We start from the raw sequence: 24,655 nt of genomic DNA, 5'->3' as shown, positions 1-24,655 counted from the left end.
GCGTACGGGTGTTCAACCCGGCCTTCAGAAGTTCAGCGTGCGCTTGTCGATCGCCAGCGCCGCTTCCTTCGTCGCTTCCGACAGGGAAGGATGCGCGTGGCAGATGCGCGCGATGTCTTCGGCGCTGGCGCGGAATTCCATCGCCACCACGGCTTCGGAGATCAGCTCGCTGGCCATGGGGCCGACGATGTGCACGCCCAGGATCTCGTCGCTCTCCGCGTGCGCCAGGAACTTGACCATGCCGGTCGTGTCGCCCAGCGCGCGCGCCCGGCCGTTGGCCATGAACGGGAAGCTGCCGGCCTTGTACTTCACGCCGGCCGCCTTCAGCTGCTGCTCGGTCTGGCCGACCCAGGCGATCTCGGGGCTGGTGTAGATGACCCAGGGAATGGTGTTGAAGTTGACGTGACCGTGCTGGCCCGCGATGCGCTCGGCCACCGCCACGCCCTCCTCCTCCGCCTTGTGCGCCAGCATCGGGCCGCGCACCACGTCGCCGATGGCCCACACATTCGGCAGGTTGGTGCGGCACTCGTCGTCGACCACGATGGCGCCGCGCTCATCGACCTTGAGGCCCACCGATTCGGCATTCAGGCCGATGGTGTTGGGCACGCGGCCGATCGACACGATCACGCGGTCGGCCTGCAGCGTCTGCTCTTCGCCCTTGGCCGACGTGTAGCTCACGGACACGCCGGCGCCGGACGTCTTCACCTCGCCGACCTTGACCCCCAGCTCGATCTTGAGGCCCTGCTTGGTGAAGGCCTTGTGCGCTTCCTTGGCGATCTGCTCGTCGACCGCGCCCAGGAACGTGGGCAGCGCCTCCAGCACCGTGACCTCGGCGCCGACGCGCCGCCAGACCGAGCCCATTTCCAGGCCGATGACCCCGGAGCCGATCAGCACCAGCTTCCTGGGCACGGCGGGGATGCGCAGCGCGCCGTCGTTCGAGAGGACCTTCTCCTCGTCGAACGGCACGCCCGGCAGCGCCCGCGGGTTGGAACCGGTGGCCACGATCACGTGCCTGGCCGTGAGGGACTCTTCGCCCACGTTGACCTGCCAGCCGCCTTCGGCCTTGCCCGCGAACGAGCCGCGGCCGTGGAAGAAGCTGACCTTGTTCTTCTTGAAAAGGTACTGGATACCGTCGTTGTTCTGCTTCACGACGGCGTCCTTGCGCCCCAGCATCTTCGCGAGGTCCAGGCCCAGGCCGGAGACCTGGATGCCGTGGTCGGCGAAGTGCTTGCCGGCGTGCTCGAAGTTCTCCGACGACTGCAGCAGCGCCTTGGACGGGATGCAGCCGACGTTGGTGCAGGTGCCCCCGAGCGCCGGCTTGCCGTCCTTGTTCTTCCACTCGTCGATGCAGGCCGTGTTGAAGCCGAGCTGGGCCGCGCGGATGGCGGCGATGTAGCCGCCCGGGCCGCCGCCGATGACGACGACGTCGAATTCCTTTGCCATGTGCCGCTCCTCAGATGTCGAAGAGCAGGCGGGCCGGGTCTTCCAGCGCTTCCTTCATCGCCACCAGCCCCAGCACGGCCTCGCGGCCGTCGATGATGCGGTGGTCGTAGCTCATGGCCAGGTAGTTGATCGGGCGGACGACGACCTGCCCGTTCTCCACCACCGGGCGGTCCTTGGTGGCGTGCACGCCCAGGATGGCCGACTGCGGCGGGTTGATGATGGGCGTCGACAGCATCGAGCCGAACACGCCGCCGTTGGAGATGGAGAAGGTTCCGCCGGTCATCTCCTCGATGCCCAGCTTTCCGTCGCGCGCCTTGGCGCCGAACTCGGCGATCTTCTTCTCGATCTCGGCGAACGACATCTGGTCGGCGTTGCGCAGGATCGGCACCACCAGGCCGCGCGGCGAGCCCACCGCGATGCCGATGTCGAAGTAGCCGTGGTAGACGATGTCGTTGCCGTCGACGCTGGCGTTGATCACCGGGTACTTCTTGAGGGCGTGCACCGCGGCCTTCACGAAGAACGACATGAAGCCGATCTTGACGCCGTGTTCCTTTTCGAAGCGATCCTGGAAGCGCTTGCGCATCTCCATCACCGGGGCCATGTTGACCTCGTTGAAGGTGGTCAGGATGGCGTTGCTGGACTGCGACTGCAGCAGCCGCTCCGCGACGCGAGCACGAAGTCGGCTCATGGGCACGCGCTGCTCGGGCCGTTCGCCCAGGTCGGGCGACGCCGGCGCGGACACCTGTTGCAGTGCAGGCGCGGGCGGGCGGGCGGCGGGCGCGGGCGGCGCCACGGCGGCCTTGGCGGCACCCCCGGCAACCGCCTGCAGCACGTCGCCCTTCGTCACGCGGCCATCGCGGCCGGTGCCCGGAACCGAGCCGGCACCCAGCTGGTTGTCGGCCATCAGCTTGGCCGCGGCGGGCATCGCGATGTCCGACTTCGCGCCGGCCGAGGCCGTGGCGGGAGCCGGCTTGGCCGCGGCCGGTGCGGCGGCCTGCGCCGGCGCTGCTGCAGCCGCGGCGGCGGCCCGCCCTTCGCTGTCGATCTTCGCGATCACCTGTTCGGCGGCCACCGTGCCGCCGTCGGCGACCACGATCTCGGACAGCACGCCCGCGCTGGGCGCGGGCACCTCGAGCACCACCTTGTCGGTCTCGATCTCGATCAGGATCTCATCCTGCGCCACGGCCTCGCCGGGCTTCTTCTTCCATTGCAGCAGGGTGGCTTCGGCCACGGACTCGGACAGCTGCGGCACTTTGACGTCAACGATCGCCATGTTGTTTTTTCCTAGGTTCTTATCTGGTGTGCCGTCATTCCCGCGGAGGCGGGAATCCAGGGCTCTTGGGCGGCGCGCATGCGCGCGCGTCTGGATCCCCGCCTGCGCGGGGATGACGTTGCGCTTATTTCGTGAGCACGAAGCCCTTGAGCTTGGCGAACGCGCCGTCCACCAGGGCCTTCTGCTGCTCCTGGTGCAGGTGCGCGTACCCCACCGCGGGTGAGGCCGACGCGGCCCGGCCGGCGTAGCCGAGCTTCTGGCCTTCCAGCATGTTCTCGTGGATGTTGTGCTGGATGAAGAACCACGCGCCCTGGTTCTGCGGCTCGTCCTGGCACCACACGATGTCGGTGGTGTTGGGGTACTTGCGCAGCTCCGCGGCGAAGACCTTGTGCGGGAACGGATACAGCTGCTCCACGCGCAGGATGGCCACGTCGTCGGCGCCCTTCTCCTCGCGCTTCTTGGCCAGGTCGTAATAGACCTTGCCCGAGCAGACGATGACGCGCTTGACCTTGTCGGCCTTGAGGTCCTTGTTCTCGGGGATCACGGTCTGGAAGCCGCCCTTGGTGAACTCGGACAGCGGCGACGTCGCGTCCTTGTTCCGCAGCAGCGACTTGGGCGTCATGATCACCAGAGGCTTGCGCAGCGGGCGGATCATCTGGCGGCGCAGCAGGTGGAAGATCTGGCTGGCCGTGGTGGGCTGGCACACCTGGATGTTGGTGTCGGCCGACAGCTGCATGAACCGCTCCAGGCGCGCCGAGCTGTGCTCCGGTCCCTGCCCTTCATAGCCGTGCGGCAGCATCAGCGTGATGCCGTTGATACGGCCCCACTTCACCTCGCCCGACGCGATGAACTGGTCGATGACGACCTGGGCGCCGTTGGCGAAGTCGCCGAACTGCGCTTCCCAGATCACCAGCGTGTGCGGGTCGTTGGACGCGTAGCCGTACTCGAAGCCGAGCACCGCCTCCTCCGACAGGATGGAGTCGATGCAGGTGAACGGCGCCTGGTTCTCCGTCACGTTCTGCAGCGGGATGTAGGTGCCCTCGTTCCACTTCTCGCGGTTCTGGTCGTGCAGGACGGCGTGGCGGTGGGTGAAGGTGCCGCGGCCCACGTCCTCGCCCGACAGGCGCACCGGGTAGCCGCTGGCCACCAGGGAGGCGAAGGCCATGTGCTCGCCCATGCCCCAGTCGACGTTGACGTCGCCGCGGCCCATCGCGGCGCGGTCTTCCAGCACCTTCCTGACCAGCGGATGGACCGTGAAGTTCTCCGGTACGGCCGTGATGCGCTCGGCCAGGCGGCGCCATTCGGCGGTGGGAATGGCCGTGTCGCCCGCATCCGTCCACTTCTTGCCCAGGTAGGGCTGCCAGTCGACGGCGTACTTGCTCTTGAAGTTGGACAGCACCGGATCGACCGTGTGCTTGCCCGCGTCCATGGCGGCGCGGTAGGCCTTGCCCATGTCGTCGCCCAGCGACTCGCCCAGGCCCTGCGCGGCCAGCTTGTCGGCGTACAGCCTGCGGGTGCCGGGGTGGGCCGCGATCTTCTTGTACATCAGCGGCTGGGTGAGCGAGGGCGTGTCCTGCTCGTTGTGGCCCAGCTTGCGGAAGCAGATGATGTCCACCACCACGTCCTTGGCGAACTCCATGCGGTACTCCAGCGCCAGCTGGGTCGCCAGCACCACCGCCTCGGGGTCGTCGCCGTTCACGTGCAGCACCGGCGCCTCGATCATCTTCACGATGTCGGTGCAGTACAGCGTCGAGCGCGCATCGCGCGGGTCCGACGTGGTGAAGCCGATCTGGTTGTTGATGACGATGTGCACCGTGCCGCCGGTGAAGTAGCCGCGCGTCTCGGCCAGCGCCAGCGTCTCCTGCACCACGCCCTGGCCCGCGAAGGCGGCGTCGCCGTGGACCAGCACGGGCAGCACCTGCTTGCCCTTGGGGTCGGCGCGACGGTCCATGCGAGCGCGCACGGAGCCTTCGACCACCGGGTTCACGATCTCCAGGTGCGAGGGATTGAAGGCCAGCGACAGGTGCACGGGGCCGCCGGGCGTGCTGACGTCGGAGGAGAAGCCCTGGTGGTACTTGACGTCACCCGCGGGCAGGTCTTCCTTGGCGGTGTGCTCGAACTCGGCGAACAGGTCGGCCGGCATCTTGCCCAGCGTGTTGACCAGCACGTTGAGGCGGCCGCGGTGGGCCATGCCGATCACGATCTCCTGCACGCCCCGGGCGCCGGCCTGCTGGATCAGCTCGTCCATCGAGGCGATGAAGCTCTCGCCGCCTTCCAGCGAGAAGCGCTTCTGGCCGACGTACTTGGTGTGCAGGAAGCGCTCCAGGCCCTCGGCGGCCGTGAGGCGCTCGAGGATGTGCTTCTTCTTCTCGTTCGGGAAGCTGGCCTTGCTGCGGATGGATTCCAGCTTCTGCTGCCACCAGCGCTTGCGGCCCTGGTCGCTGATGTACATGTACTCGGCGCCGATGGAGCCGCAGTACGTCTCGCGCAGGGCGTTGATCAGCTCGCGCAGCGACATGCTGTCGCGGCCGAAGAAGGTGTTGCTGGTGTTGAACACCGCTTCCTGGTCGGCGGCGGTGAAGCCGTAGAAGGACGGCTCCAGCTCGGGGATGTTCTCGCGCTCGGCGCGCTTGAGCGGGTCCAGGTCGGCCCAGCGGCAGCCCACGTTGCGGTACGCGGCGATCAGCTGCTGGACGGCGGTGCGCTTGCGCGCCAGCTCCGAATCGGCGCCCCGCGCGCCCACCACCCGGGTGCCGCCCTGCTTGGCGCGCTCCGCAAAGGCATTGATGACCGGCATGTGCGGCACGTCCTTGGCGTCGCTGCCGTCGGAGGCGGGCACGTGCTGCAGCGCGTCGAAGTATTCGCGCCAGGTCTGCGGAACGCTCGTGGGGTTGGCCAGGTAGTTCTCGTACATCTCCTCCACGTACGGCGCGTTGCCGCCGAACAGGTAGGAGTTGCCACGGTAGGCCGAATAGACGGAGCTCTGATCGCTCATCTCTCGCTACTTTCTGCTCCCCTTCAGGGAGCTTCAGCTGGTTGATGAAACCTTCCGCGGCACGGCTGGACCGGTTGGCGGTTGCACTACAGGCCGCGGATTGTGCCACGGTGTGGCACAACCCGCTTCGCTGTAGTGCCCGCCGTTGGCCGCATCACGAACCCCCTCACCCCAGCCCGGCCCCCTCGTCGCAAGGCATCCGCCTTGCTCCTCTCCCCCGAGGGGGAGAGGGGCCGGATCATTGCTTGATCAGGTCTTTGATTTGTTGCAGCGCTGAGGGATCTTCGATTGTCGTCAGGTCGCCGGGGTCGCGGCCTTCGCAGACGGCCTGGATGGCGCGGCGCAGGAGCTTGCCGCTGCGGGTCTTGGGGAGAAGGGACACGAAACGGACGCGCGACGGGCGAGCGACGGCGCCGAGTTGCTGGTCGACGAGCTTCATGACGTCGCCCTCGAGCTTGAGCGCGGCAGCGGCGTCGGTGATCACGGAAGAGTCCTTCGGGATGGCAAAGGCCATCGCCACCTGGCCTTTCATCGGGTCGGCCACGCCAACGACCGCCACCTCGGCCACGCCGGGGTGGCTGGAGATGCTCTCCTCGATCTCCCGCGTGCCCAGCCGGTGGCCGGCCACGTTGATCACGTCGTCGGTGCGGCCGAGGATGTAGAAGTAGCCGTCGGCATCACGGATGCCCCAGTCGAAGGTGCTGTAGACCTGCTTGCCCGGGATGCTCTGCCAGTAGGTGCGCACGAATCGCTCGTCGTCGCGCCAGACGGTCTGCATGAAGCCGGGCGGCGTGGGACCCTCGATGACGACCACCCCCTTCTCGTTCGGCCGGGTGAGTTCCTCGCCGGTGGACTCGTGGAGGATCTTGACCTTGTAGCCGTACATCGGCACGCCCGGACTGCCGAACTTCGCGGGCTTGCGCTCCACGCCGCCGGCGATGGTGAGGATCGGCCAGCCGCTCTCGGTCTGCCAGTAGTTGTCGATGATGGGCACGCCCAGGCCGTCGGAGATCCAGCGCGCGGTGGGCTCGTCCAGTGGCTCGCCGGCGAGGAACAGCCCGCGCAGGCTGGACAGGTCGTACTTCTTCAGGAACGCCGGGTCCTGCTTCTTCAGCACGCGCACCGCAGTGGGCGCGCTGAACATCACGGTGACCTTGTACTTCTCGACCAGCTTCCACCAGATCCCGGCATCTGGCCGGATCGGCAGGCCCTCGTACATGATGGTCGCCATGCCTGCGATCAGCGGGCCGTAGACGATGTAGCTGTGCCCCACCACCCAGCCGATGTCGCTGGTCGAGAAGTAGGTCTCGCCGGCGCGGCCCTGGAAGATGTGCTGCATGCTGGCCGCCAGCGCCACCGCGTAGCCGCCGACGTCGCGCTGCACGCCCTTGGGCCGGCCGGTCGTGCCGCTGGTGTAGATCGTGTAGCTGATGTCGGTCGACTGCAGCCACTCGCAGGCGACCTGCGCATCGAGGTGCTTGTCACGCAGCGGCGCCCAGTCGTGGTCGCGGCCCGCGACGCGCTCCATGGGCGCGAGCTGGCGGTCGGCGAGCAGCACCGCCTGCGGCTTGTGCGAGGACAGGCGGATCGCCTCGTCCAGCAGCGGCTTGTACGCGATCACCTTGCCGGCCCGTGAGCCGCCGTCGGCGCTGACGATCACCCTGGGCTCGGCGTCTTCGATGCGCGACGCCAGCGACACGGAAGCGAAGCCGCCGAACACCACGGAATGGATCGCGCCGATGCGCGCGCAGGCCAGCATCGCGAACGCGGCCTCCGGGATCATCGGCATGTAGATCAGGACGCGGTCGCCCTTGCCCACACCCAGCGCCTGCAGCATGGCCGCGGTGCGCTGCACTTCCTGGTGCAGCTCGCGGAAGCTGTAGACGCGCTCCCGGTCCGTCTCGGTCGACACCCAGATCAGCGCGGGCTGCTCGGCCCGGTCCTTCAGATGCCGGTCGACCGCGTTGTGGCAGAGGTTGGTCGTGCCCCCGACGAACCAGCGGGTGAACGGCGGATGGCTGTCGTCGCAGACGCGTTGCGGCGGCGTCTGCCATTCGATGAGCCGGCCCTGCTCGGCCCAGAACTCGTCGGGCTGCTCGATGGAGCGGCGGTAGAACTCGGCGTAGCCCATCCTTGTCTCCTGTCTCGGTTCTGCCGCGCCATTGTGGACCGCGGCCTTTCCGGACGCTGACGGGCGCGCTACTTCACCAGTGCCAGCGCTTCCTTGAACTGCGGGTGCCCGGCGGAGCGCAGCCACTCGAACACGACCATCTCGGTGGTCACCAGCTCGCAGCCCGCGCCGGCCAAGCGATCGAAGGCGGCGTCGCGGTTGCGTTCGGTTCGCGAGCCGCAGGCGTCCGTCACCACCCAGACCTCGAACTCCTGCTCCAGCAGTTCAAGCGCAGTCTGCAGCAGGCACACATGGGCCTCGCAGCCGGCGAGCACGAGGCTCTCGCGCTCGTCCTGCGGCTCGGCGGGTTTCTGCAGGTGCTTGGGCAGGCTGCGCGCATTGCCCTGCGGGGCGCGCGCCGGCGGGCGCAGGCGCGGGATCAGCTGTTCGGCCGCCCCGAACGTCATCTTGGAGACGGTCTTGCCGATCAGCGGCTGCAACGCGGGATCAAGGGGGCCGAGGCCTTGCGGGTTCTGCTCCGTGCCCCAGCAGGGCACCTCCAGCAGGCGGGCCGCCTTCGCGAGCCGCAGCGCATTGGCCAGCACGGCCTCGCGGTCGTGGATGGCGGGCATGAGGCGCTGCTGGTAGTCCACCAGCACCAGTTGGGATTCTTCGGCTTGGAGCAGCATTCGGGCGAGTCCTTCGGGTCGCCCGATTATCCGGCGCGCGGTTTCAGGACGATGCCATCAGCGGCATCGGCACCGTCTTGGCGAGGGCCCGCTCGCGCGCGCTTTGCATCTCCTGCCTCGCCTGCGAACCGGGCCGCGAATGCCGCTCGCGCGCGCGGCGCATGGAGCGGTGGCGCCGCTCCTCCTGCTCCCGCGACGCGGCCAGCTTGCGGATGGCGCCGGCGTGAACGCGGGCGATGTCCTCGTCCGTGTTCTCGACCGGGGCAAGCACGAAGTTCGGGACCAGCACGATCTCGACACCCCCCGCCTCGTACTCCACGCGCGTAGGCGAGCCCAGCACCTGCTGGATCGCGCGCAGCGCCTGCTCGCGGTCGAGCCCGGGCAGCACCAGGCTGAATTCGACCATTCCGCTGCGCGCCGCCATTCCCTTGTCGCCCGCGACCCTGGAGAGCTGGCGGGCCACGCTCAGCGCCAGATGCCGCGCGACCTGCGGACCGTAGATACGGCGCACCTCGAGCAGGTCGCTGCAATCGAAGACGGCCATCGTCACGGCCCGGCGCCGGCGCAGGCACCGGGCCAGGAGCTCGTGTCCGCAGGACAGCAGGCCTTCGTGGCTGTAGAGGCCCGTGGCGGGATCGAAGTGGCTGAACTCGCGCTGCGCGTCGGCCCGCCGCATGGCCGCGCCGGCAAACGCTGCGAGCAGGGCGGGCAGCACGACACCGAGTCCTTCGGCGATTGCGACCACGGGCGTCGGCGGCTCACCCGACAGCAGGCGCACGGCGGCCAGCACGACGAGCGCGACCGAGCTGACGCCGCAAGCCCACGCCGGACGGAGCATGAACGCGTAAGCGGCGCAGGCGACAGCCAGCCACGCTTGCGTCAGCAGTGCAGCGGCGCCGGCGTCTGCCGGGCGGTGCAGCTGGAGCAAGAGCACCGCGCAAACGACCAGCGTGCCGCGCAGCGCGAGTTCCGAGGGGTGGCGCGCAGCGCCGGAGTGCGCCCAGCGCGCCGCAAGCAGCGGCACCGGGGCCAGCAGCCAGGAGGCGAGGAGGCCGGGCCAGAGGAAGACCGCCGTGGCGGCCGTCGAGAAGGACAGGGCCGCAAGCGCCCAGGGTTCGATCGCGCGCACCCGGGTGGACACCCATCCGGGCGGCATCGCCGCAGCGGCATGGTGCCGGTCACCGCCCGGCGCCCGTGTCCCTGTGCCACCCTGTTCTGTCACTGCTTCACCTTCCGCGTGGCCTTCGAACCGCTTGTTGTGCCCGCGAAACTCAACTATGGAAGCGCGGGCGCGCGCGCTGCTAAGCGGATGCGGGGAAAGTTCTAAGGAATTTGCTTACTGAAGAGCGATCTGGTGACGGGTGGATGTCAGGTGCTGGCGCTTAAACTTGCCCGCCTCCCGCCCGAGCTCATCCATGCACGCTTCTCCACTCGCCGACGCGCCCCCCGTGAGGCTGCTGTGCGTGGAGGACAACCCGGACGACGTGGAGCTGATGGGCATCGCGCTGGAGCGGGCCGACCCGCGGCGCCGCTACCAGCTGCACCGGGTCGACGACGCCAGCACGTTCGCGCATGCGCTGCAGGAGGATTTCGACGCCATCCTGTGCGACTTCAACATGCCGCGGTTCTCACCGTATGCCGCGCTGCAGATCCTGATGGCGCGCCGGTCGCCGACACCGCTGGTGGTGGTGACGCGGGCGATCGGCGAGGATGCGGCGGTGCACGTGCTGCGCTGCGGCGCCAAGGATTACGTCACCAAGGACAAGCTCGGCACGCTGCCGCAGATCATCGAGCGCGTCATGTCTGAACGGCGCCGCACGACGGAGCAGGACCGGATGGCGCGCGAGCTGGAAGCGGCCTACCGCCGCCTGAAGAAGCTGTCGGCACGCCTCGTGGTGGCGCAGGAGCGCGAGCGCCTGAGCATCTCGCGCGAGCTGCACGACCACCTCGGCCAGACGCTCACCGGCATGCTCATCCACCTGCATGCGGCGCGGCGGTCCTGCGATCCCGACGCGGCACGCAACTACACGGGCACGGCCATGGAGATGGCGCAGGCCGCCATCGAGCAGCTCAAGACGCTTTCGTTCTCGCTGCGGCCCGCGCAGCTGGACCTGCTCGGTCTGGTGGCGGCGGTGCAGTCGGCGGTGCAGCGCATCGCCGAGCCGGCCCAGCTCGAGTTCCGGGTCACCTCGCGCGGCGAGGAGCCCAAGCCGCTGGGGGAGAACGCCTCCGTCGCCGTGCGGCTGGTGCAGGAAGCCCTGACCAACACCGTGCGCCACGCTCGCGCCGCGCGCATCGAGGTGCGGCTGCGTTTCCTGCCGCAAGGCCGCATCGCGTTGCTCGTGGTCGACGACGGCGTGGGCTTCGACAAGCAAGCGCTGCTCACGGGAGCCCCCAGCGAACGCAATGTCGGGCTGTACGGCATGATCGAACGCACGGAACTGGCCGGCGGCCGGCTGCACATCCGCACGCGGCCGGGCTCCGGTGTCGCGGTTCGCGCCGTGCTTTGAGATTCAAGGGGACAAGATGAAGAACTCCGTTGCAACCGCAACGATCCGCGTCGTGCTCGCCGACGACCACGACCTGGTGCGCTCGGGCATCAAGGCCCTGCTGACCATGGTCGACGGCGTCGAAGTGGTGGCCGAGGCCCGCGACGGCCGCGAACTGGTCACGCTGGTCGAGTCGCTGCGGCCCGACCTCGTGATGACGGACATCTCGATGCCGGGCATGGACGGCATCGCCGCCATCGCCGAGATCCGCGCCCGCATGCCCGAAGTGCGGATGCTCGTGCTCTCCATGTACGACACCGTGGATTTCGTGAAGCGCGCGGTGGCCAGCGGCGCCTGCGGCTACCTCATGAAGGACGCCCCGCCCTTCGAGCTCGAGCAGTCGATCCGCAGCGTGATGGCGACCGGCACCTACTTCAGCCCGGTCATCGCGCAGCGGTTGCTGCAGCCTTCGGAGCCCAGCGCCAGCGACGAACTCACCGACCGCCAGCTGGAGATCCTGAAGCTGATCGCGCAGGGCAAGGCGTCCAAGGAAATCGCGTTCGACCTGGGCCTGTCGTCGAAGACCGTGGACGTGCACCGCGCCCGCATCATGGAGCGTCTCAAGCTCAACGACATCGCGAGCCTGACCCGCTACGCGGTGCGCAAGGGGCTGGTCAATCCCTGATCAGGGCGCCACGCGCAACAGCTTGCCGTCGGTGCTGTCGGTGAGCAGGTAGAGCAGCCCGTCGGGGCCCTGGCGCACGTCCCTCACCCGCCCCACGCCTTGCAGCAGGCGGTGCTCGCGCAGCACCTTCCCGTCGGCGAGTTCGAGACGCGCGAGATGACTGAACTTGAGCGCACCGACGAACAGGTTGCCTTTCCAGCCCGCGCCATAGCGGTCGCTGGTGAGGAAGACCATGCCGGACGGAGCGATGGACGGCACCCAGTAGTGCACCGGCTGCTCCAGCCCCTCGCGCTCGGTGATGCCCTCGCCGATCTTCCCGCCGCCGTAGTTCTCGCCGAACGTGATGATGGGCCAGCCGTAGTTGCGGCCGGGCTCGGGCAGGTTGATCTCATCGCCGCCCTGCGGACCGTGCTCGTGCAGCCAGAACTTTCCGTCGGGCGCGAGCGCGGCGCCCTGGGCGTTGCGATGGCCGTAGCTCCAGATTTCCGGCATCGCACCGGAGCGGTTGGCGAACGGGTTTCCCGAAGCGGGCGCACCTTCCTTGGTGATCCGCACCACCTTGCCGATGTGGTTGTCCAGCCGCTGCGCGTCCTGCATCCGCGAGTAGCGGTCGCCCATCACCAGGAACAGGTTGCCGTCACGCGCCTCCACGATCCGGCAGCCGAAGTGCATCTGGCTCGAAACCTTCGGGCGCTGGCTGAAGATGATCCGCACGTCTTCCAGCCGCGAGCGGTCGGGCGCGAGCCGCGCCTTGGCCAACGCCGTCGAGTTGCCTCCGTTGCCGGGTTCGGAGAAGCAGAAATACACCGTGCGGTTCGACGCGTAGCCGGAGTCCACCACCACGTCCAGCAAACCGCCCTGCCCGCCCACCGCCACCTGCGGTACGCCGGCCAGCGGCTGCCCGACCTTGCCGTCGGGCTCCACCACCCGCATGCGGCCGGCGCGTTCCGTCACCAGGAACCGGCCGCCCTCCAGGAACGCCACCGCCCAAGGGTGCGCCAGGCCTGATGCCACCGGTTCGGCCCTCGGCTCCGCGCGGGCCGCGCCCACGAAGCCGCCGGCGCCGGCCAGCAGAACCGCGGCCCAGCGCCAGCGGGAGAAGCCCGGAAGCATCCAGCGCATTGTTCGAACTCCTTGCAGAAAGTTGATGGCCGACGCAGTCTGGCTCGAACGAACCAACTGGAATCTGCTTGAGCATCAGGCAGTTACAGTGCAAACCTCGCTTGACTTCTCGTATCACGCTGCTTACCCTGCGGGCAAATGACCAAGTGGCTCATCAGTTTCGGCTTGTCCGTGTCTTGCGCACTGCCCGCCCATGCGCAGCCCGCGACGGCCGAAGACGACCCGAACCGCTTCGTGGCCGAGAGCGGGCTTCTGCAGCGGCTGGGCGAGGTGGGTGGGCGCGTCACGAGCAGCGTCACGAGCACCACCTCCGAGCTCGTGGTCACCGCGATGGGATTCCTGGGCGTGCCGTACCGGCGCGGCGGCAACTCGGTCGAGACGGGCTTCGACTGCAGCGGATTCGTGCGGGCGATCTATGAGCAGACAGTCGGCCTGATCCTGCCCCGGCGCGCCAACGAGCAGGCCGCTGCCACGCAGGTCATCGACAAGCGCGAACTGCAGCCCGGCGACCTGGTGTTCTTCAACACGCTGCGCCGCGCCTTCAGCCACGTGGGGATCTACGTCGGGGAAGGCAAGTTCATCCACTCGCCCAAGCCGGGCGCGCAGGTACGGGTGGAAGACATGAACGCCAGCTACTGGCAGCGCCGCTTCGATGGCGCGCGGCGCGTGGTGGTGGCGCAGCAGCAGCCTGAGCCCGCCGCCGGCGCCCCTTCCGCTCCCTGATCTCCAGGCTTTAGCGCCGCTGCGGCGGCACGTCCGTGCAGGTGCCGTGGGCGATCTCGGCGGCCATGCCGACGCTCTCGCCGAGCGTGGGGTGCGGATGGATGGTCTTGCCGACGTCCACCTCGTCCGCGCCCATCTCGATGGCCAAGGCCACCTCGCTGATCAGGTCGCCCGCATGGGTGCCGACGATGCCGCCGCCCACGATGCGGTGGGTCTCCGCGTCGAAGAGCAGCTTGGTGAAGCCCTCGTCGCGCGTGTTCGCGATGGCGCGGCCGGAAGCCGTCCAGGGGAACATGCCCTTCTTGATCGCGAGGCCCTGCGCCTTGGCCTGCTCCTCCGTGAGCCCCACCCAGGCCACTTCGGGATCGGTGTAGGCGACGCTGGGGATCACACGCGCGTTGAACGTGCTCTTCTCGCCCGCCGCCGCTTCGGCGGCCACGTGCGCCTCGTGCACCGCCTTGTGCGCCAGCATCGGCTGGCCGACGATGTCGCCGATCGCGAAGATGTGCGGCACGTTGGTGCGCATCTGGATGTCGACCGGGATGTAGCCCCGCTCGCCGACGATGACGCCGGCCTTGTCGGCGCCGATTTTTGCGCCATTGGGGCTGCGGCCCACTGCCTGCAGCACGAGGTCGTAAACCTGCGGCTCCTTGGGCGCCTGCTCGCCTTCGAAGCGGACGAGGATGCCGCCCTTGGTCGCTTCGGCGCCGACGGTCTTGGTCTTCAACATGATGTTGTCGAAGCGCGGCGCATTCATCTTCTGCCACACGCGCACCAGGTCGCGGTCGGCGCCCTGCATCAGGCCGTCGAGCATCTCGACCACGTCGAGGCGCGAGCCCAGCGTGGAATAGACCGTGCCCATCTCCAGGCCGATGATGCCGCCGCCCAGGATCAGCATGCGCTTGGGAATGCTCGCGAGTTCCAGGGCGCCGGTGGAGTCGACGACACGCGGGTCCTTCGGCATGAACGGAAGGCTCACCGCCTGCGAGCCGGCCGCGATGATCGCGTTGCGGAACTTGACCGTCTGCTTCTTGCCGGTGGCCTGCTGCCCTTCGCCGCTGGTCTCCTCGACCTCGAGGTGGTGCGGATCGACGAAGCGGCCGCTCCCGCGGACCACCGTCACCTTGCGCATCTTGGCCATCGCTGACAGGCCGCCCGTGAGCTTGCCCACCACCTTGCCCTTGTGGGCGCGCAGCTTGTCCAGCTCGATCTTCGGTTTGCCGTAGCTGATGCCGAGCGTGTCGAAGTGGCTGACCTCGTCCATGACGGCCGCGACGTGCAGCAGCGCCTTCGAAGGAATGCAGCCGACGTTCAGGCAGACGCCGCCGAGCGTGGCGTAGCGCTCCACCAGCACGACCTTCATGCCCAGGTCGGCGGCGCGGAACGCCGCGGAGTAACCGCCCGGGCCGGCGCCGAGGACCAGCATGTCGCATTCGAGGTCGGCGCCGCCGCCGTAGGTGGAGGCAACGGGCGCGGGTCTGCCCTCACCCCGACCCTCTCCCGCCGGGGCGGGAGAGGGAGAGGACGCCTTTGCTCCCTCTCCCCCCTGGGGAGAGGGCTGGGGTGAGGGGCTCTGCGCCGCACTGCTCTCCAGCACCAACAACACGGAGCCTTCGGACACCTTGTCCCCTAGCTTGACCTTCAGTTCCTTCACCACCCCCGCATGGGACGACGGGATCTCCATCGAAGCCTTGTCGCTCTCGACGGTGACGAGCGACTGCTCCGCCTTGATCGTGTCGCCCGGCTTGACCAGCACCTCGATGACCGCGACATCCTTGAAGTCGCCGATGTCCGGAACCTTGACGTCGACGGTGCTCATTTGGCTTCCTTCGTCCTGAGCGTGAACAGGTCGAACGGCAGCGCGGAATTGCGGTCGAACTCGCACCCCGCGGTGATGCCGGCTTCGGCCACTTCGCGCGCCGTCTTCGCCTTGTTGTAGATCGAGTGCATGGCGCCGAGCGCGAAGCTGCGACCGGAGCCGATGCCCCAGAACTCCTTGAACTCGAACACCTCGCGGTAGCTGTAGAGGCCGTAGATGCCGGTCGCGTTGGCGATCACCACGCTGAACTGGCTGGACTCGTACGGATCACTGTCCTCTTCCTTGGTCTGCAGGAAGAAGTTGTCCTTCAGGTACGGGTGCAGCTTGGTGAAGGTGTCGAACACCTCGTCCTTGCTGTTCAGGTGGAGGATCTCGCGCGGCATCAAGCCCATCGCCTTGCGCAGCACCGGGAAGTGGGCCACGGTGCCGGCCATGCCGACGTAGCTGGGGCCTTCATCGGTCTCGACGCGGAAGATCTTGGCGTTGTCCTCGTAGCGCTTGGAGAGCATGGTGTCGCCGAATGTCACCAGGGTGTCCGCTGCGATGGCGATCTGGCCGGCCTTCTTCACTACTACGACGGTCGTCATGTGGGATCGGGTTTTCTTTTCTTCTTCAGAGCAGCACGCGGCGGAAGTCCGCCAGGATGGCGCCCAGGTAGGCATTGAAGCGGGCCGCCGCGGCGCCATCGATGACGCGATGGTCCCACGACAGGGACAGCGGCAGCATCAGACGCGGCTGGAACTGCTTGCCGTCCCAGACCGGTTCGGTCTGGCTCCTGCACACCCCGAGGATAGCGACTTCCGGCGCATTGATGATCGGCGTGAAGTAACGCCCGCCGATGCCGCCCAGCGAGGAGATCGTGAAGGTCGCGCCCGACATGTCGGCCGGCCCCAGCTTGCCGTCGCGCGCCTTCTTCGCCAGATCCGACATCTCCTGGCTGATCTGCAGCACGCCCTTCTTGTCGGCATCCTTGATCACCGGGACCACGAGGCCGTTGGGCGTGTCGGCCGCGAAGCCGATGTTCCAGTAGTTCTTGAGCACCATCTGCTCGCCGTCCAGCGAGCTGTTGAACTCCGGGAATTTCTTCAGCGCCGCCACGCAGGCCTTGATGAGGAAGGCCAGCATGGTGACCTTCACGCCGCTCTTCTCGTTTTCCTTGTTGAGCTGGACGCGGAAAGCTTCCAGGTCGGTGATGTCGGCATCGTCGTGGTTGGTGACGTGCGGGATCATCACCCAGTTGCGGTGCAGGTTGGGGCCGCTGATCTTGCGGATGCGCGAGAGGTCCTTGCGCTCGATCGGCCCGAACTTCGCGAAGTCCACCTTGGGCCAGGGCAGCACGCCCATCGCCTCGCCGCCGCCGGCGGGAGCCCTGCCCGCCGCCGCACGAGTGCTGGCCTCGCCCTTCATCACCGCCTTGGTGAAGTTCTGCACGTCCTCCTGCAGGATGCGTCCCTTCGGACCCGTGCCCTTGACCTCTTCGAGAGGCACGCCGAGTTCGCGCGCGAACTTGCGCACGGTCGGCGAGGCGTGCGGGAGCTTGCCGGACGGCGCGGAGGGTTCGTGGGGCGGCAAGGCGGCGGTGGGCGCGACGCGGGCGCCCTCACCCCGGCCCTCTCCCGCTGGTGCGGGAGAGGGAGGAACAACCGGTGCCGCTCCCTCTCCACTCGGGGGAGAGGGCTGGGGTGAGGAACTCCCTGCCCCCACTGCGCCTTCGAGCACCGCGATCAGATCGCCGATGTTGACCTTGTCCCCCAGCTTGACCTTCAGCTCCTTCACGGTCCCTGCCGCCGAAGACGGAATCTCCATCGAGGCCTTGTCCGACTCCACCGTGATGAGCGACTGCTCCTGCTTCACCATGTCGCCCGGCTTGACCAGCACTTCGATGACGGCGACGTCCTTGAAGTCGCCGATGTCGGGCACCTTGACCTCGACGCTCCCTCCCCCTGCCGGGGAGGGTTGGGGTGGGGGCGCTCCGGCGCCTGGACTCGCAGCAGCCGGCGCGGCAGGCGCCGATTTCGCGGGAGCGGCGGCTGCAGGCGCCGCAGCCGCAGCGCCCTCCGCCTCCACCACCAGCAGCACCGATCCCTCGGACACCTTGTCCCCGAGCTTGACCTTCAGTTCCTTGACGACACCGCCGGTGGACGACGGAATCTCCATCGACGCCTTGTCGCTCTCGACCGTGACGAGCGACTGCTCGGGCTTGATCGTGTCTCCCGGCTTGACCAGCAATTCGATGACCGCAACCTCACTGAAGTCCCCGATGTCGGGGACCTTCACTTCGACCGATGCCATGGGCTTGTTCTCCTGTTTGTTCTTGTGAGCCGCCGGCCGCCGGTCAGGCGTAGAGCGGATTGATCTTGTCGGCCTTGATCCCGTACTTGCGGATCGCCTCGGCCACCTTGGCGGCCGGCACGGCGCCGTCCTCACTCAGCGCCTTCAGCGCCGCGACCACCACGTAGTGGCGGTTGACCTCGAAGTGCTCGCGCAGCTTGCTGCGGAAATCGCTGCGCCCGAAGCCGTCCGTGCCCAGCACCTTGTAGCTGCGGCCCTTGGGCACGAAGGGGCGGATCTGCTCGGCGTAAGCCTTCATGTAATCGGTCGACGCCACCACCGGACCTGCGTGCGGCTCGAGCTGCTGCGACACGAACGGCGTGCGCGCCGTCTCGCCCGGATGCAGCAGGTTCCAGCGCTCGCAGTCCTGGCCGTCGCGAGCCAGTTCGTTGAAGCTCGGGCAGCTCCACACGTTGGCAGACACGCCCCAGTCCTTTTCCAGCAGCGCCTGCGCGGCGATGGATTCATGAAGGATCGTGCCCGACCCCAGCAGGTTCACCGAAGGCGCCTTGGCCTTCTTCGCGCCCGGCTTGAACAGGTACATGCCCTTGATGATCTGCTGCTCGGTGCCGGCCACCAGGCCCGGCATCGGGTAGTTCTCGTTGAGCAGGGTGATGTAGTAGAAGACGTTCTCCTGCTTCTCCACCATGCGCCGCAGGCCGTCGTGCATGATCACCGCCAGCTCGTGCGCGAAGGTCGGGTCGTAGCTCACGCAGTTGGGGATGGTCTGCGCCAGGATGTGGCTGTGGCCGTCCTCGTGCTGCAGGCCTTCGCCGTTCAGGGTCGTGCGGCCGGACGTGCCGCCCAGCAGGAACCCGCGCGCCTGCATGTCACCCGCCGCCCAGCACAGGTCGCCTACGCGCTGCAGGCCGAACATCGAGTAGTAGATGTAGAACGGCACCATGATGCGGTTGTTCGTCGAGTACGACGTCGCCGCGGCGATCCAGCTGGCCATGCCGCCCGCCTCGTTGATGCCCTCCTGCAGGATCTGCCCGGACTGGTCTTCCTTGTAGTAGGACACCTGGTCGCGGTCCTGCGGCGTGTACTTCTGGCCTTCGGGGTTGTAGATGCCGATCTGGCGGAACAGGCCCTCCATGCCGAAGGTGCGCGCCTCGTCGACGAGGATCGGCACCGCGCGCGGACCCAGTTCCTTGTCGCGCAGCAGCGAGGTCAGGAAGCGCACGTAGGCCTGCGTAGTGCTGATCTCGCGCCCTTCCGCCGTCGGCTCCAGCACCGCCTTGAAAGCGTCCAGCGCGGGCACCTTCAGCTGCTCGTCGGCCTTCACGCGGCGCTTGGGCAGGTAGCCGCCCAGCGCCTTGCGCCGCTGGTGCAGGTACTGCATCTCCGGCGTGTGTTCCTCCGGCTTGTAGAACGGGATGTCGGCCAGCTTCTCGTCGGGGATGGGGATGTTGAAGCGGTCGCGGAACGCGCGGATGTCCTCGTCCGTCAGCTTCTTGGCCTGGTGGGCGATGTTCTTGCCCTCGCCCGCCTTGCCCATGCCGAAGCCCTTGACCGTCTTGATCAGGAGCACCGTCGGCTGGCCCTTGGTGTTGACCGCCTTGTGGTAGGCCGCATAGACCTTCTGCGGGTCGTGGCCGCCGCGGTTGAGGCGCCAGATGTCCTCGTCGCTCATCTTGGCCACCATCTCCAGCGCCTTCGGGTGGCGTCCGAAGAAATTCTTGCGGACGAAGGCGCCGTCGTTGGCCTTCATCGCCTGGTAGTCGCCGTCGACGACGTCCATCATGATCTGGCGCAGGATGCCTTCCTTGTCGCGCGCCAGCAGCGGGTCCCAGTAGCTGCCCCAGATCAGCTTGATCACGTTCCAGCCGGCGCCGCGGAACTCGCCTTCGAGCTCCTGGATGATCTTGCCGTTGCCACGCACCGGGCCGTCCAGCCGCTGCAGGTTGCAGTTGACGATGAAAATCAGGTTGTCCAGCTTCTCGCGCGCCGCCACGCCGATCGCGCCGAGCGACTCCACCTCGTCCATCTCGCCGTCGCCGCAGAACACCCACACCTTGCGGTTCTCGGTGTTGGCGATGCCGCGGGCGTGCAGGTACTTCAGGAAGCGCGCCTGGTAGATCGCCATCAACGGACCGAGGCCCATCGAAACCGTGGGGAACTGCCAGAACTCCGGCATCAGCTTCGGGTGCGGATAGCTCGACAGGCCCTTTCCATCCACCTCCTGGCGGAAGTTGAGCAGCTGCTCCTCGCTGATGCGGCCCTCGAGAAACGCTCGGGCGTAGATGCCCGGCGAGCTGTGGCCCTGGATGTACAGGCAATCGCCGCCGTGGTTGTCGCTCTCGCCGTGCCAGAAATGGTTGAAGCCCGCGCCGAACATGGTGGCCAGCGAAGCGAAGGAGCTGATGTGGCCGCCCAGGTCGCCGCCGTCTTCCGGATGCAGGCGGTTGGCCTTGACCACCATCGCCATGGCGTTCCAGCGCATGTAGGCGCGCAGCCGCTCCTCCATCTCCAGGTTGCCGGGGCAGCGTTCCTCGTCCTGCGGCTCGATGGTGTTCACGTAACCGGTGGTGGCCGAGAAGGGCATGTCGATGCCCTCCTGCCGAGCCTGCTCCAGCAACTGTTCGAGCAGGAAATGCCCCCGTTCACGGCCTTCGGCGGCGATGACCGCGGACAGGGCATCGACCCATTCGCGGGTCTCCTGCACGTCCGCGTCGTTCGCGGCCGCGCCGAACATGTTGTCGGGCTGGGCTGACATGGTTTGTCTCCTTCTTTCGGGGGCTAATTTAGTACGCGCCATACGGCTGACCTTCGCAGGCCGGCGTGGCCGCGGCGAGTGTCGCACAGGACCCGGTCTTTTTCAAATCGTGCCGTCTAATTTCACATAATGAATTAAGAGCACTTCTGACGCTCACCTACACTCTGACGCTGATGCAAGACAGCACCCTTCCCGAGCTGCACGAGGCCGTGGCGCCGGTCCCGTGGCTGCGCCGCTGGTGGCGGCGGCAGACGCCGGGGCGGCAGGATCGCTACGCGATGCTCGCGCCCCTGGCCGCGGTGCTGCTGTTCCTCGCGGCCATCATTTCCGCGTTCTGGTACCTGCGCCTCGAGGAGATGGACCGCGAGCAGGAAGCGGTGCGGCGCGACGTGGAATACGCGCAGCAGCGCCTGCGCCTGCGGTTGCTCGAACGCCAGGAGCAGTTGATGCGGATCGCCCGCGACATCTCCAACAAGGAGATCGATCCGGAGGAATTCGTCGGACGCGCCGAGACCATGGTGATCCAGTACCCGGAGCTGCAGGCCCTGGCCTGGATCGACGACCGCCGGCGCATCCAGGCCGCCTATGCGGGCCCGAGCGTGCCCGCGCAGCAGCAGCGCCGCGCGGGCGACGTGCTGCGTCCCGGCGAAACGGAGACTACCTTCTCGCTCGTGCGCGACCTGCAGCAGCCGGTGTACTCGCAGCCGCCGCTCGCGGGCGAGAACGCGCCGCTGCTGCAACTGCACGTGCCGCTCGCCGAACACGCGCGCTTCGGCGGCGTGATCCTCGCCGAGTACTCGGTGGACAGCCTGCTGCGGTACGGCGTGCCCGCCGAGGTCTCGGCCCGCTACGCGGTGTCGCTGCTGGATGCGAAGGGCCGCGCGCTGGCCGGGCAGGTGCTGCCCGGGCGCGGCACCGCCAGCCGGCTGCTCGCGTGGGCCGCGCCGCAGGCCAATGAATACGAAGTGCCGGTCTCGCCCGTGGGCAACGGGCTGGTGCTCAAGGCCCAGGCCTACCGCACTTCGCTGGGCGTGGTCGGCAGCGGCCTGTTCTGGCTGGTGGGAACCCTGAGCGCGATGACGGCCTGGATGCTGATCGGCAACTGGCGCCACACGCGCCGTCGCATGCAGGCGCAGCAGGCCCTGATCGCCGAGACCAACTTCCGCCGGGCGATGGAGAACTCCATGCTCACGGGCATGCGGGCGCTCGACATGCAGGGCCGCATCACCTACGTCAACCCCGCCTTCTGCCAGATGACCGGCTGGAGCGAGGCGGAGCTGGTGGGCCGCACGGCGCCCTTCCCCTACTGGCCGGAAGCCGACCGCGACCAGCTGATGGCGCGGCTGGAGGACGAACTCAATGGCCGCACCACGCCCGGCGGCTTCCAGGTGCGCGTCAAGCGCAAGGACGGCACGCTGTTCGACGCACGCATGTACGTCTCGCCGCTGGTCGACCCCAAGGGCCACCAGACCGGCTGGATGACGTCGATGACCGACATCACCGAGCCGAACCGCATCCGCGAACAGCTCTCCGCTTCCTACGAGCGGTTCACGACGGTGCTGGAGGCGCTGGATGCATCCGTGTCCGTCGCGCCGCTGGGCAGCGAGGAACTGCTGTTCGCCAACAAGCTGTACCGCCTGTGGTTCGGGCTGCACACGGGCGGCCACCTGCAGATGGTGGCGCAGGCCGGCGTGCCGGACCATCCGCGCACCGACGAATCGCTCGACGAGGTCGACTCCTTCGTCGGCCTGCCCACCGGCCAGCTGACCACGGCCCAATCGGAGAACGCGGAGATCTTCGTGCCCGAACTGGGCAAGTGGCTGGAAGTGCGTTCGCGCTACCTGAACTGGGTGGACGGCCGCCTGGCGCAGATGGTGATCGCCACCGACATCACGCCGCGCCGGCATGCCGAGGAACAGGCCGCCGCGCAGGCCGAGCGCGCGCAGGCCGCCAGCCGGCTGATCACCATGGGCGAGATGGCCTCCAGCGTGGCACACGAGCTGAACCAGCCGCTGACGGCCATCAACAACTACTGCAACGGCCTGGTCTCGCGCATCCGCTCCAACCAGATCAACCAGGACGACCTGCTGGTGGCGCTGGACAAGACAGCCCGCCAGGCGCAGCGCGCCGGCCAGATCATCCAGCGCATCCGCAGCTTCGTGCGCCGCAGCGAACCGAATCGCTCGCTCTCGGACGTGGCGACCATGGTGGCCGAAGCGGTGGAACTGGCCGAGATCGAACTGCGCCGCCGCAACGTGCGCCTGTCGCACTACGTGGCCGCGCGCCTGCCCAAGCTGATGGTGGACCCGATCCTGATCGAGCAGGTGCTGGTCAACCTGCTGAAGAACGCCGCCGAGTCCATCGAGCATGCGAGACGTCCCACCGCGCACCGCAGCGTGGAACTGCGCGCCGTGCCGCGCCAGATCGAAGGCCAGCACGTGGTGGAGTTCTCGGTGCAGGACTCGGGCGCGGGCCTGGCGCCCGAGGTGATGGAGCGCCTGTACGAGGCCTTCTTCTCCACCAAGGTCGAAGGCATGGGCATCGGCCTGAACCTGTGCCGAAGCATCGTCGAATCGCACCAGGGCAGGATGCAGGCGGAGAACATCTACAATGGCAGCGAAGTCGCCGGCTGCCGCTTCTCCTTCTGGATTCCTGTCTCCGGCGCTATCAGTTCCGCAGCAAACAAGGACGCCGGAGTAGTTGCATGAGCCTGATTCCGAAAAAGGGCACGGTGTATGTCGTCGACGACGACGAGGCCGTGCGCGACTCGCTCCAGTGGCTGCTGGAAGGCAAGGACTACCGCGTCCGCTGCTTCGAATCGGCCGAATCCTTCCTCTCCCGCTACGACCCGCGCGAGGTGGCCTGCCTGATCGTCGACATCCGCATGGCCGGCATGACGGGCCTGGAACTGCAGGACCGCCTGATCGAGCGCAAGTCGCCCCTGCCCGTCGTCTTCATCACCGGCCACGGCGACGTGCCGATGGCGGTGAACACCATGAAGAAGGGTGCGATGGACTTCATCCAGAAGCCTTTCAAGGAAGAAGAGCTGGTCGGCCTGGTCGAACGGATGCTCGAACACGCCAAGGGCGCCTTCGCCGAGTACCAGAGCGCCGCCAGCCGCGACGCGCTGCTGTCCAAGCTCACGAGCCGCGAGGCGCAGGTGCTCGAGCGCATCGTCGCCGGCCGCCTGAACAAGCAGATCGCCGACGACCTGGGCATCAGCATCAAGACGGTGGAGGCGCACCGCGCCAACATCATGGAAAAGCTCAACGCCAACACGGTGGCCGACCTGCTCAAGATCGCCCTCGGCCAGAACCACCCGGCCAAGGCCTGACGCCCCGCCCGCACGCCGCGGGCGCCGGCGCGGCGCCCATCGCGCATCCCTCCCATGACTGCACAACTCATTGACGGCAACGCGCTGGCCAGGCGCATTCGTTCCGAAGTCACCGGCCGCACCGAAGCGCTCAAGGCGCGCGGCATCCAGCCGGCCCTGTCCATCATCCTCGTGGGCAGCGACCCGGCCAGCCAGGTCTACACGCGGCACAAGGTGAACGACAGCACCGAGACGGGCCTGAAGGCCACGCTGGAGACCTATCCGGCCGACCTCACCGAGGCGGCGCTGCTGGACCGCATCCACACCCTGAACGCCGACCCGAAGGTGCACGGCATCCTGGTGCAGCTGCCCCTGCCCAGGCACATGGACGCCAGCAAGGTGATCGAGACCATCTCGCCCGCCAAGGACGTCGACGGCTTCCACGTCGCCAGCGCCGGCGCGCTGGTCACCGGCCAGCCGGGCTTCTGGCCGTGCACGCCCTACGGCTGCATGAAGATGCTGGAGAGCATCGGCTTCGACCTGCGCGGCAAGCACGCCGTCGTGATCGGGCGCAGCAACATCGTCGGCAAGCCGATGGCGCTGATGCTGCTGCAGAAGAACGCCACGGTGACGATCTGCCACAGCGCCACGCGCGACCTGAAGGCGCACACGCTGCAGGCCGACGTGGTGGTGGCCGCGGTCGGCAAGCGCAACGTGCTGACGGCCGACATGGTCAAGCCCGGCGCGGTGGTCATCGACGTGGGCATGAACCGCAACGACGAGGGCAAGCTCTGCGGCGACGTGGACTTCGAAGGCGTGCGCCAGGTGGCGGGCTGGATCACCCCGGTGCCCGGCGGAGTCGGTCCGATGACGCGCGCGATGCTGCTCGTGAACACGCTCGAAGCGGCCGAGCGCGCAGCCCGGTAATCGCGGCCATCAGCATCGGC

At 67.8% G+C, this 24,655-nt stretch carries 17 protein-coding genes; 6 read left to right on the top strand and 11 right to left on the bottom strand.

Features of this window, described 5'->3' with window-relative positions; translation table 11 throughout:
• Nucleotides 1–24 precede the first annotated feature (24 nt).
• From lpdA (EZ313_RS19955) to EZ313_RS19930, 6 genes are all read right to left on the bottom strand, one after another.
• On the bottom strand, nucleotides 25–1,443 hold the full coding sequence (gene lpdA, locus EZ313_RS19955) for a dihydrolipoyl dehydrogenase (protein ID WP_135265063.1): 1,419 nt from the start codon (nucleotides 1,441–1,443) through the stop codon (nucleotides 25–27).
• Nucleotides 1,444–1,453: 10 nt separating this feature from the next.
• Nucleotides 1,454–2,716 carry a 2-oxoglutarate dehydrogenase complex dihydrolipoyllysine-residue succinyltransferase gene (odhB, locus tag EZ313_RS19950; RefSeq protein WP_135265062.1) on the bottom strand — a complete coding sequence of 421 codons (1,263 nt, stop codon included), beginning with the start codon at nucleotides 2,714–2,716 and terminating at the stop codon, nucleotides 1,454–1,456.
• Between the two features lie 124 nt (nucleotides 2,717–2,840).
• Nucleotides 2,841–5,711 carry a 2-oxoglutarate dehydrogenase E1 component gene (locus EZ313_RS19945; protein WP_135265061.1) on the bottom strand — a complete coding sequence of 957 codons (2,871 nt, stop codon included), beginning with the start codon at nucleotides 5,709–5,711 and terminating at the stop codon, nucleotides 2,841–2,843.
• Nucleotides 5,712–5,949: 238 nt separating this feature from the next.
• Nucleotides 5,950–7,968 (bottom strand): propionate--CoA ligase, encoded by a 2,019-nt coding sequence (locus tag EZ313_RS19940; protein WP_276606972.1) that lies wholly within the window; start codon nucleotides 7,966–7,968, stop codon nucleotides 5,950–5,952.
• A complete protein-coding gene (locus EZ313_RS19935) occupies nucleotides 7,911–8,510 on the bottom strand; it encodes an isochorismatase family protein (protein WP_135265059.1) in 600 nt (199 codons plus the stop codon). The genes EZ313_RS19940 and EZ313_RS19935 overlap by 58 nt, the downstream gene beginning before the upstream one ends.
• A gap of 43 nt (nucleotides 8,511–8,553) precedes the next feature.
• Complete coding sequence (locus EZ313_RS19930; protein ID WP_135265058.1) at nucleotides 8,554–9,732, bottom strand: GGDEF domain-containing protein; 1,179 nt, start codon at nucleotides 9,730–9,732, stop codon at nucleotides 8,554–8,556.
• Between the two features lie 193 nt (nucleotides 9,733–9,925).
• Between EZ313_RS19930 and EZ313_RS19925 the strand changes: the two genes are divergently transcribed.
• A complete protein-coding gene (locus tag EZ313_RS19925; protein ID WP_135265057.1) occupies nucleotides 9,926–11,020 on the top strand; it encodes an ATP-binding response regulator in 1,095 nt (364 codons plus the stop codon).
• A gap of 16 nt (nucleotides 11,021–11,036) precedes the next feature.
• Nucleotides 11,037–11,684 (top strand): response regulator, encoded by a 648-nt coding sequence (locus EZ313_RS19920; protein ID WP_135265056.1) that lies wholly within the window; start codon nucleotides 11,037–11,039, stop codon nucleotides 11,682–11,684.
• Here EZ313_RS19920 and EZ313_RS19915 read toward each other — a convergent pair whose 3' ends face one another.
• Nucleotides 11,685–12,797 carry a PQQ-dependent sugar dehydrogenase gene (locus EZ313_RS19915; RefSeq protein ID WP_135265335.1) on the bottom strand — a complete coding sequence of 371 codons (1,113 nt, stop codon included), beginning with the start codon at nucleotides 12,795–12,797 and terminating at the stop codon, nucleotides 11,685–11,687. It lies immediately after the preceding gene.
• A gap of 147 nt (nucleotides 12,798–12,944) precedes the next feature.
• On the opposite strand from EZ313_RS19915, the gene EZ313_RS19910 reads away from it, so the two are divergent.
• Nucleotides 12,945–13,529: a C40 family peptidase gene (locus EZ313_RS19910; RefSeq protein WP_135265055.1), complete on the top strand. Its 585-nt coding sequence runs from the start codon at nucleotides 12,945–12,947 to the stop codon at nucleotides 13,527–13,529.
• Between the two features lie 10 nt (nucleotides 13,530–13,539).
• On the opposite strand, the gene lpdA (EZ313_RS19905) is transcribed toward EZ313_RS19910, so the two are convergent.
• From lpdA (EZ313_RS19905) to aceE, 4 genes are read right to left on the bottom strand one after another with little or no spacing between them, the layout of a single operon-like run.
• On the bottom strand, nucleotides 13,540–15,348 hold the full coding sequence (gene lpdA, locus EZ313_RS19905) for a dihydrolipoyl dehydrogenase (RefSeq protein WP_135265054.1): 1,809 nt from the start codon (nucleotides 15,346–15,348) through the stop codon (nucleotides 13,540–13,542).
• A complete protein-coding gene (locus EZ313_RS19900) occupies nucleotides 15,345–15,935 on the bottom strand; it encodes an Ntn hydrolase family protein (RefSeq protein ID WP_135265053.1) in 591 nt (196 codons plus the stop codon). The genes lpdA (EZ313_RS19905) and EZ313_RS19900 overlap by 4 nt, the downstream gene beginning before the upstream one ends.
• A 25-nt stretch (nucleotides 15,936–15,960) precedes the next feature.
• Nucleotides 15,961–17,640 carry a dihydrolipoyllysine-residue acetyltransferase gene (aceF, locus tag EZ313_RS19895; RefSeq protein WP_135265052.1) on the bottom strand — a complete coding sequence of 560 codons (1,680 nt, stop codon included), beginning with the start codon at nucleotides 17,638–17,640 and terminating at the stop codon, nucleotides 15,961–15,963.
• Nucleotides 17,641–17,683: 43 nt separating this feature from the next.
• Complete coding sequence (aceE, locus tag EZ313_RS19890) at nucleotides 17,684–20,395, bottom strand: pyruvate dehydrogenase (acetyl-transferring), homodimeric type (protein WP_135265051.1); 2,712 nt, start codon at nucleotides 20,393–20,395, stop codon at nucleotides 17,684–17,686.
• 173 nt (nucleotides 20,396–20,568) lie between these two features.
• Here aceE and EZ313_RS19885 point away from each other — a divergent pair, with 173 nt between their 5' ends.
• From EZ313_RS19885 to folD, 3 genes are read left to right on the top strand one after another with little or no spacing between them, the layout of a single operon-like run.
• On the top strand, nucleotides 20,569–23,103 hold the full coding sequence (locus EZ313_RS19885; RefSeq protein WP_135265050.1) for a PAS domain-containing sensor histidine kinase: 2,535 nt from the start codon (nucleotides 20,569–20,571) through the stop codon (nucleotides 23,101–23,103).
• On the top strand, nucleotides 23,100–23,729 hold the full coding sequence (locus EZ313_RS19880) for a response regulator transcription factor (protein WP_135265049.1): 630 nt from the start codon (nucleotides 23,100–23,102) through the stop codon (nucleotides 23,727–23,729). The genes EZ313_RS19885 and EZ313_RS19880 overlap by 4 nt, the downstream gene beginning before the upstream one ends.
• 54 nt (nucleotides 23,730–23,783) lie before the next feature.
• A complete protein-coding gene (gene folD, locus EZ313_RS19875; RefSeq protein WP_135265048.1) occupies nucleotides 23,784–24,635 on the top strand; it encodes a bifunctional methylenetetrahydrofolate dehydrogenase/methenyltetrahydrofolate cyclohydrolase FolD in 852 nt (283 codons plus the stop codon).
• The last annotated feature ends 20 nt before the right edge of the window (nucleotides 24,636–24,655 follow it).

It is taken from the genome of Ramlibacter henchirensis (assembly GCF_004682015.1).
Classification (GTDB): domain Bacteria; phylum Pseudomonadota; class Gammaproteobacteria; order Burkholderiales; family Burkholderiaceae_C; genus Ramlibacter; species Ramlibacter henchirensis.
This window is presented reverse-complemented; position numbering and strand designations above follow the sequence as displayed.

What these genes read in the sequence shown, in the direction of transcription:
- lpdA (WP_135265063.1), bottom strand. Translation starts at nt 1,443, where the DNA reads ATGGCAAAGGAATTCGACGTCGTCGTCATCGGCGGCGGCCCGGGCGGC.
- EZ313_RS19900 (WP_135265053.1), bottom strand. Translation starts at nt 15,935, where the DNA reads ATGACGACCGTCGTAGTAGTGAAGAAGGCCGGCCAGATCGCCATCGCA.
- EZ313_RS19885 (WP_135265050.1), top strand. Translation starts at nt 20,569, where the DNA reads ATGCAAGACAGCACCCTTCCCGAGCTGCACGAGGCCGTGGCGCCGGTC.
- EZ313_RS19945 (WP_135265061.1), bottom strand. Translation starts at nt 5,711, where the DNA reads ATGAGCGATCAGAGCTCCGTCTATTCGGCCTACCGTGGCAACTCCTAC.
- aceE (WP_135265051.1), bottom strand. Translation starts at nt 20,395, where the DNA reads ATGTCAGCCCAGCCCGACAACATGTTCGGCGCGGCCGCGAACGACGCG.
- EZ313_RS19925 (WP_135265057.1), top strand. Translation starts at nt 9,926, where the DNA reads ATGCACGCTTCTCCACTCGCCGACGCGCCCCCCGTGAGGCTGCTGTGC.
- folD (WP_135265048.1), top strand. Translation starts at nt 23,784, where the DNA reads ATGACTGCACAACTCATTGACGGCAACGCGCTGGCCAGGCGCATTCGT.
- odhB (WP_135265062.1), bottom strand. Translation starts at nt 2,716, where the DNA reads ATGGCGATCGTTGACGTCAAAGTGCCGCAGCTGTCCGAGTCCGTGGCC.
- EZ313_RS19920 (WP_135265056.1), top strand. Translation starts at nt 11,037, where the DNA reads ATGAAGAACTCCGTTGCAACCGCAACGATCCGCGTCGTGCTCGCCGAC.
- EZ313_RS19915 (WP_135265335.1), bottom strand. Translation starts at nt 12,797, where the DNA reads ATGCTTCCGGGCTTCTCCCGCTGGCGCTGGGCCGCGGTTCTGCTGGCC.
- EZ313_RS19935 (WP_135265059.1), bottom strand. Translation starts at nt 8,510, where the DNA reads ATGCTGCTCCAAGCCGAAGAATCCCAACTGGTGCTGGTGGACTACCAG.
- EZ313_RS19910 (WP_135265055.1), top strand. Translation starts at nt 12,945, where the DNA reads ATGACCAAGTGGCTCATCAGTTTCGGCTTGTCCGTGTCTTGCGCACTG.
- lpdA (WP_135265054.1), bottom strand. Translation starts at nt 15,348, where the DNA reads ATGAGCACCGTCGACGTCAAGGTTCCGGACATCGGCGACTTCAAGGAT.
- EZ313_RS19880 (WP_135265049.1), top strand. Translation starts at nt 23,100, where the DNA reads ATGAGCCTGATTCCGAAAAAGGGCACGGTGTATGTCGTCGACGACGAC.
- aceF (WP_135265052.1), bottom strand. Translation starts at nt 17,640, where the DNA reads ATGGCATCGGTCGAAGTGAAGGTCCCCGACATCGGGGACTTCAGTGAG.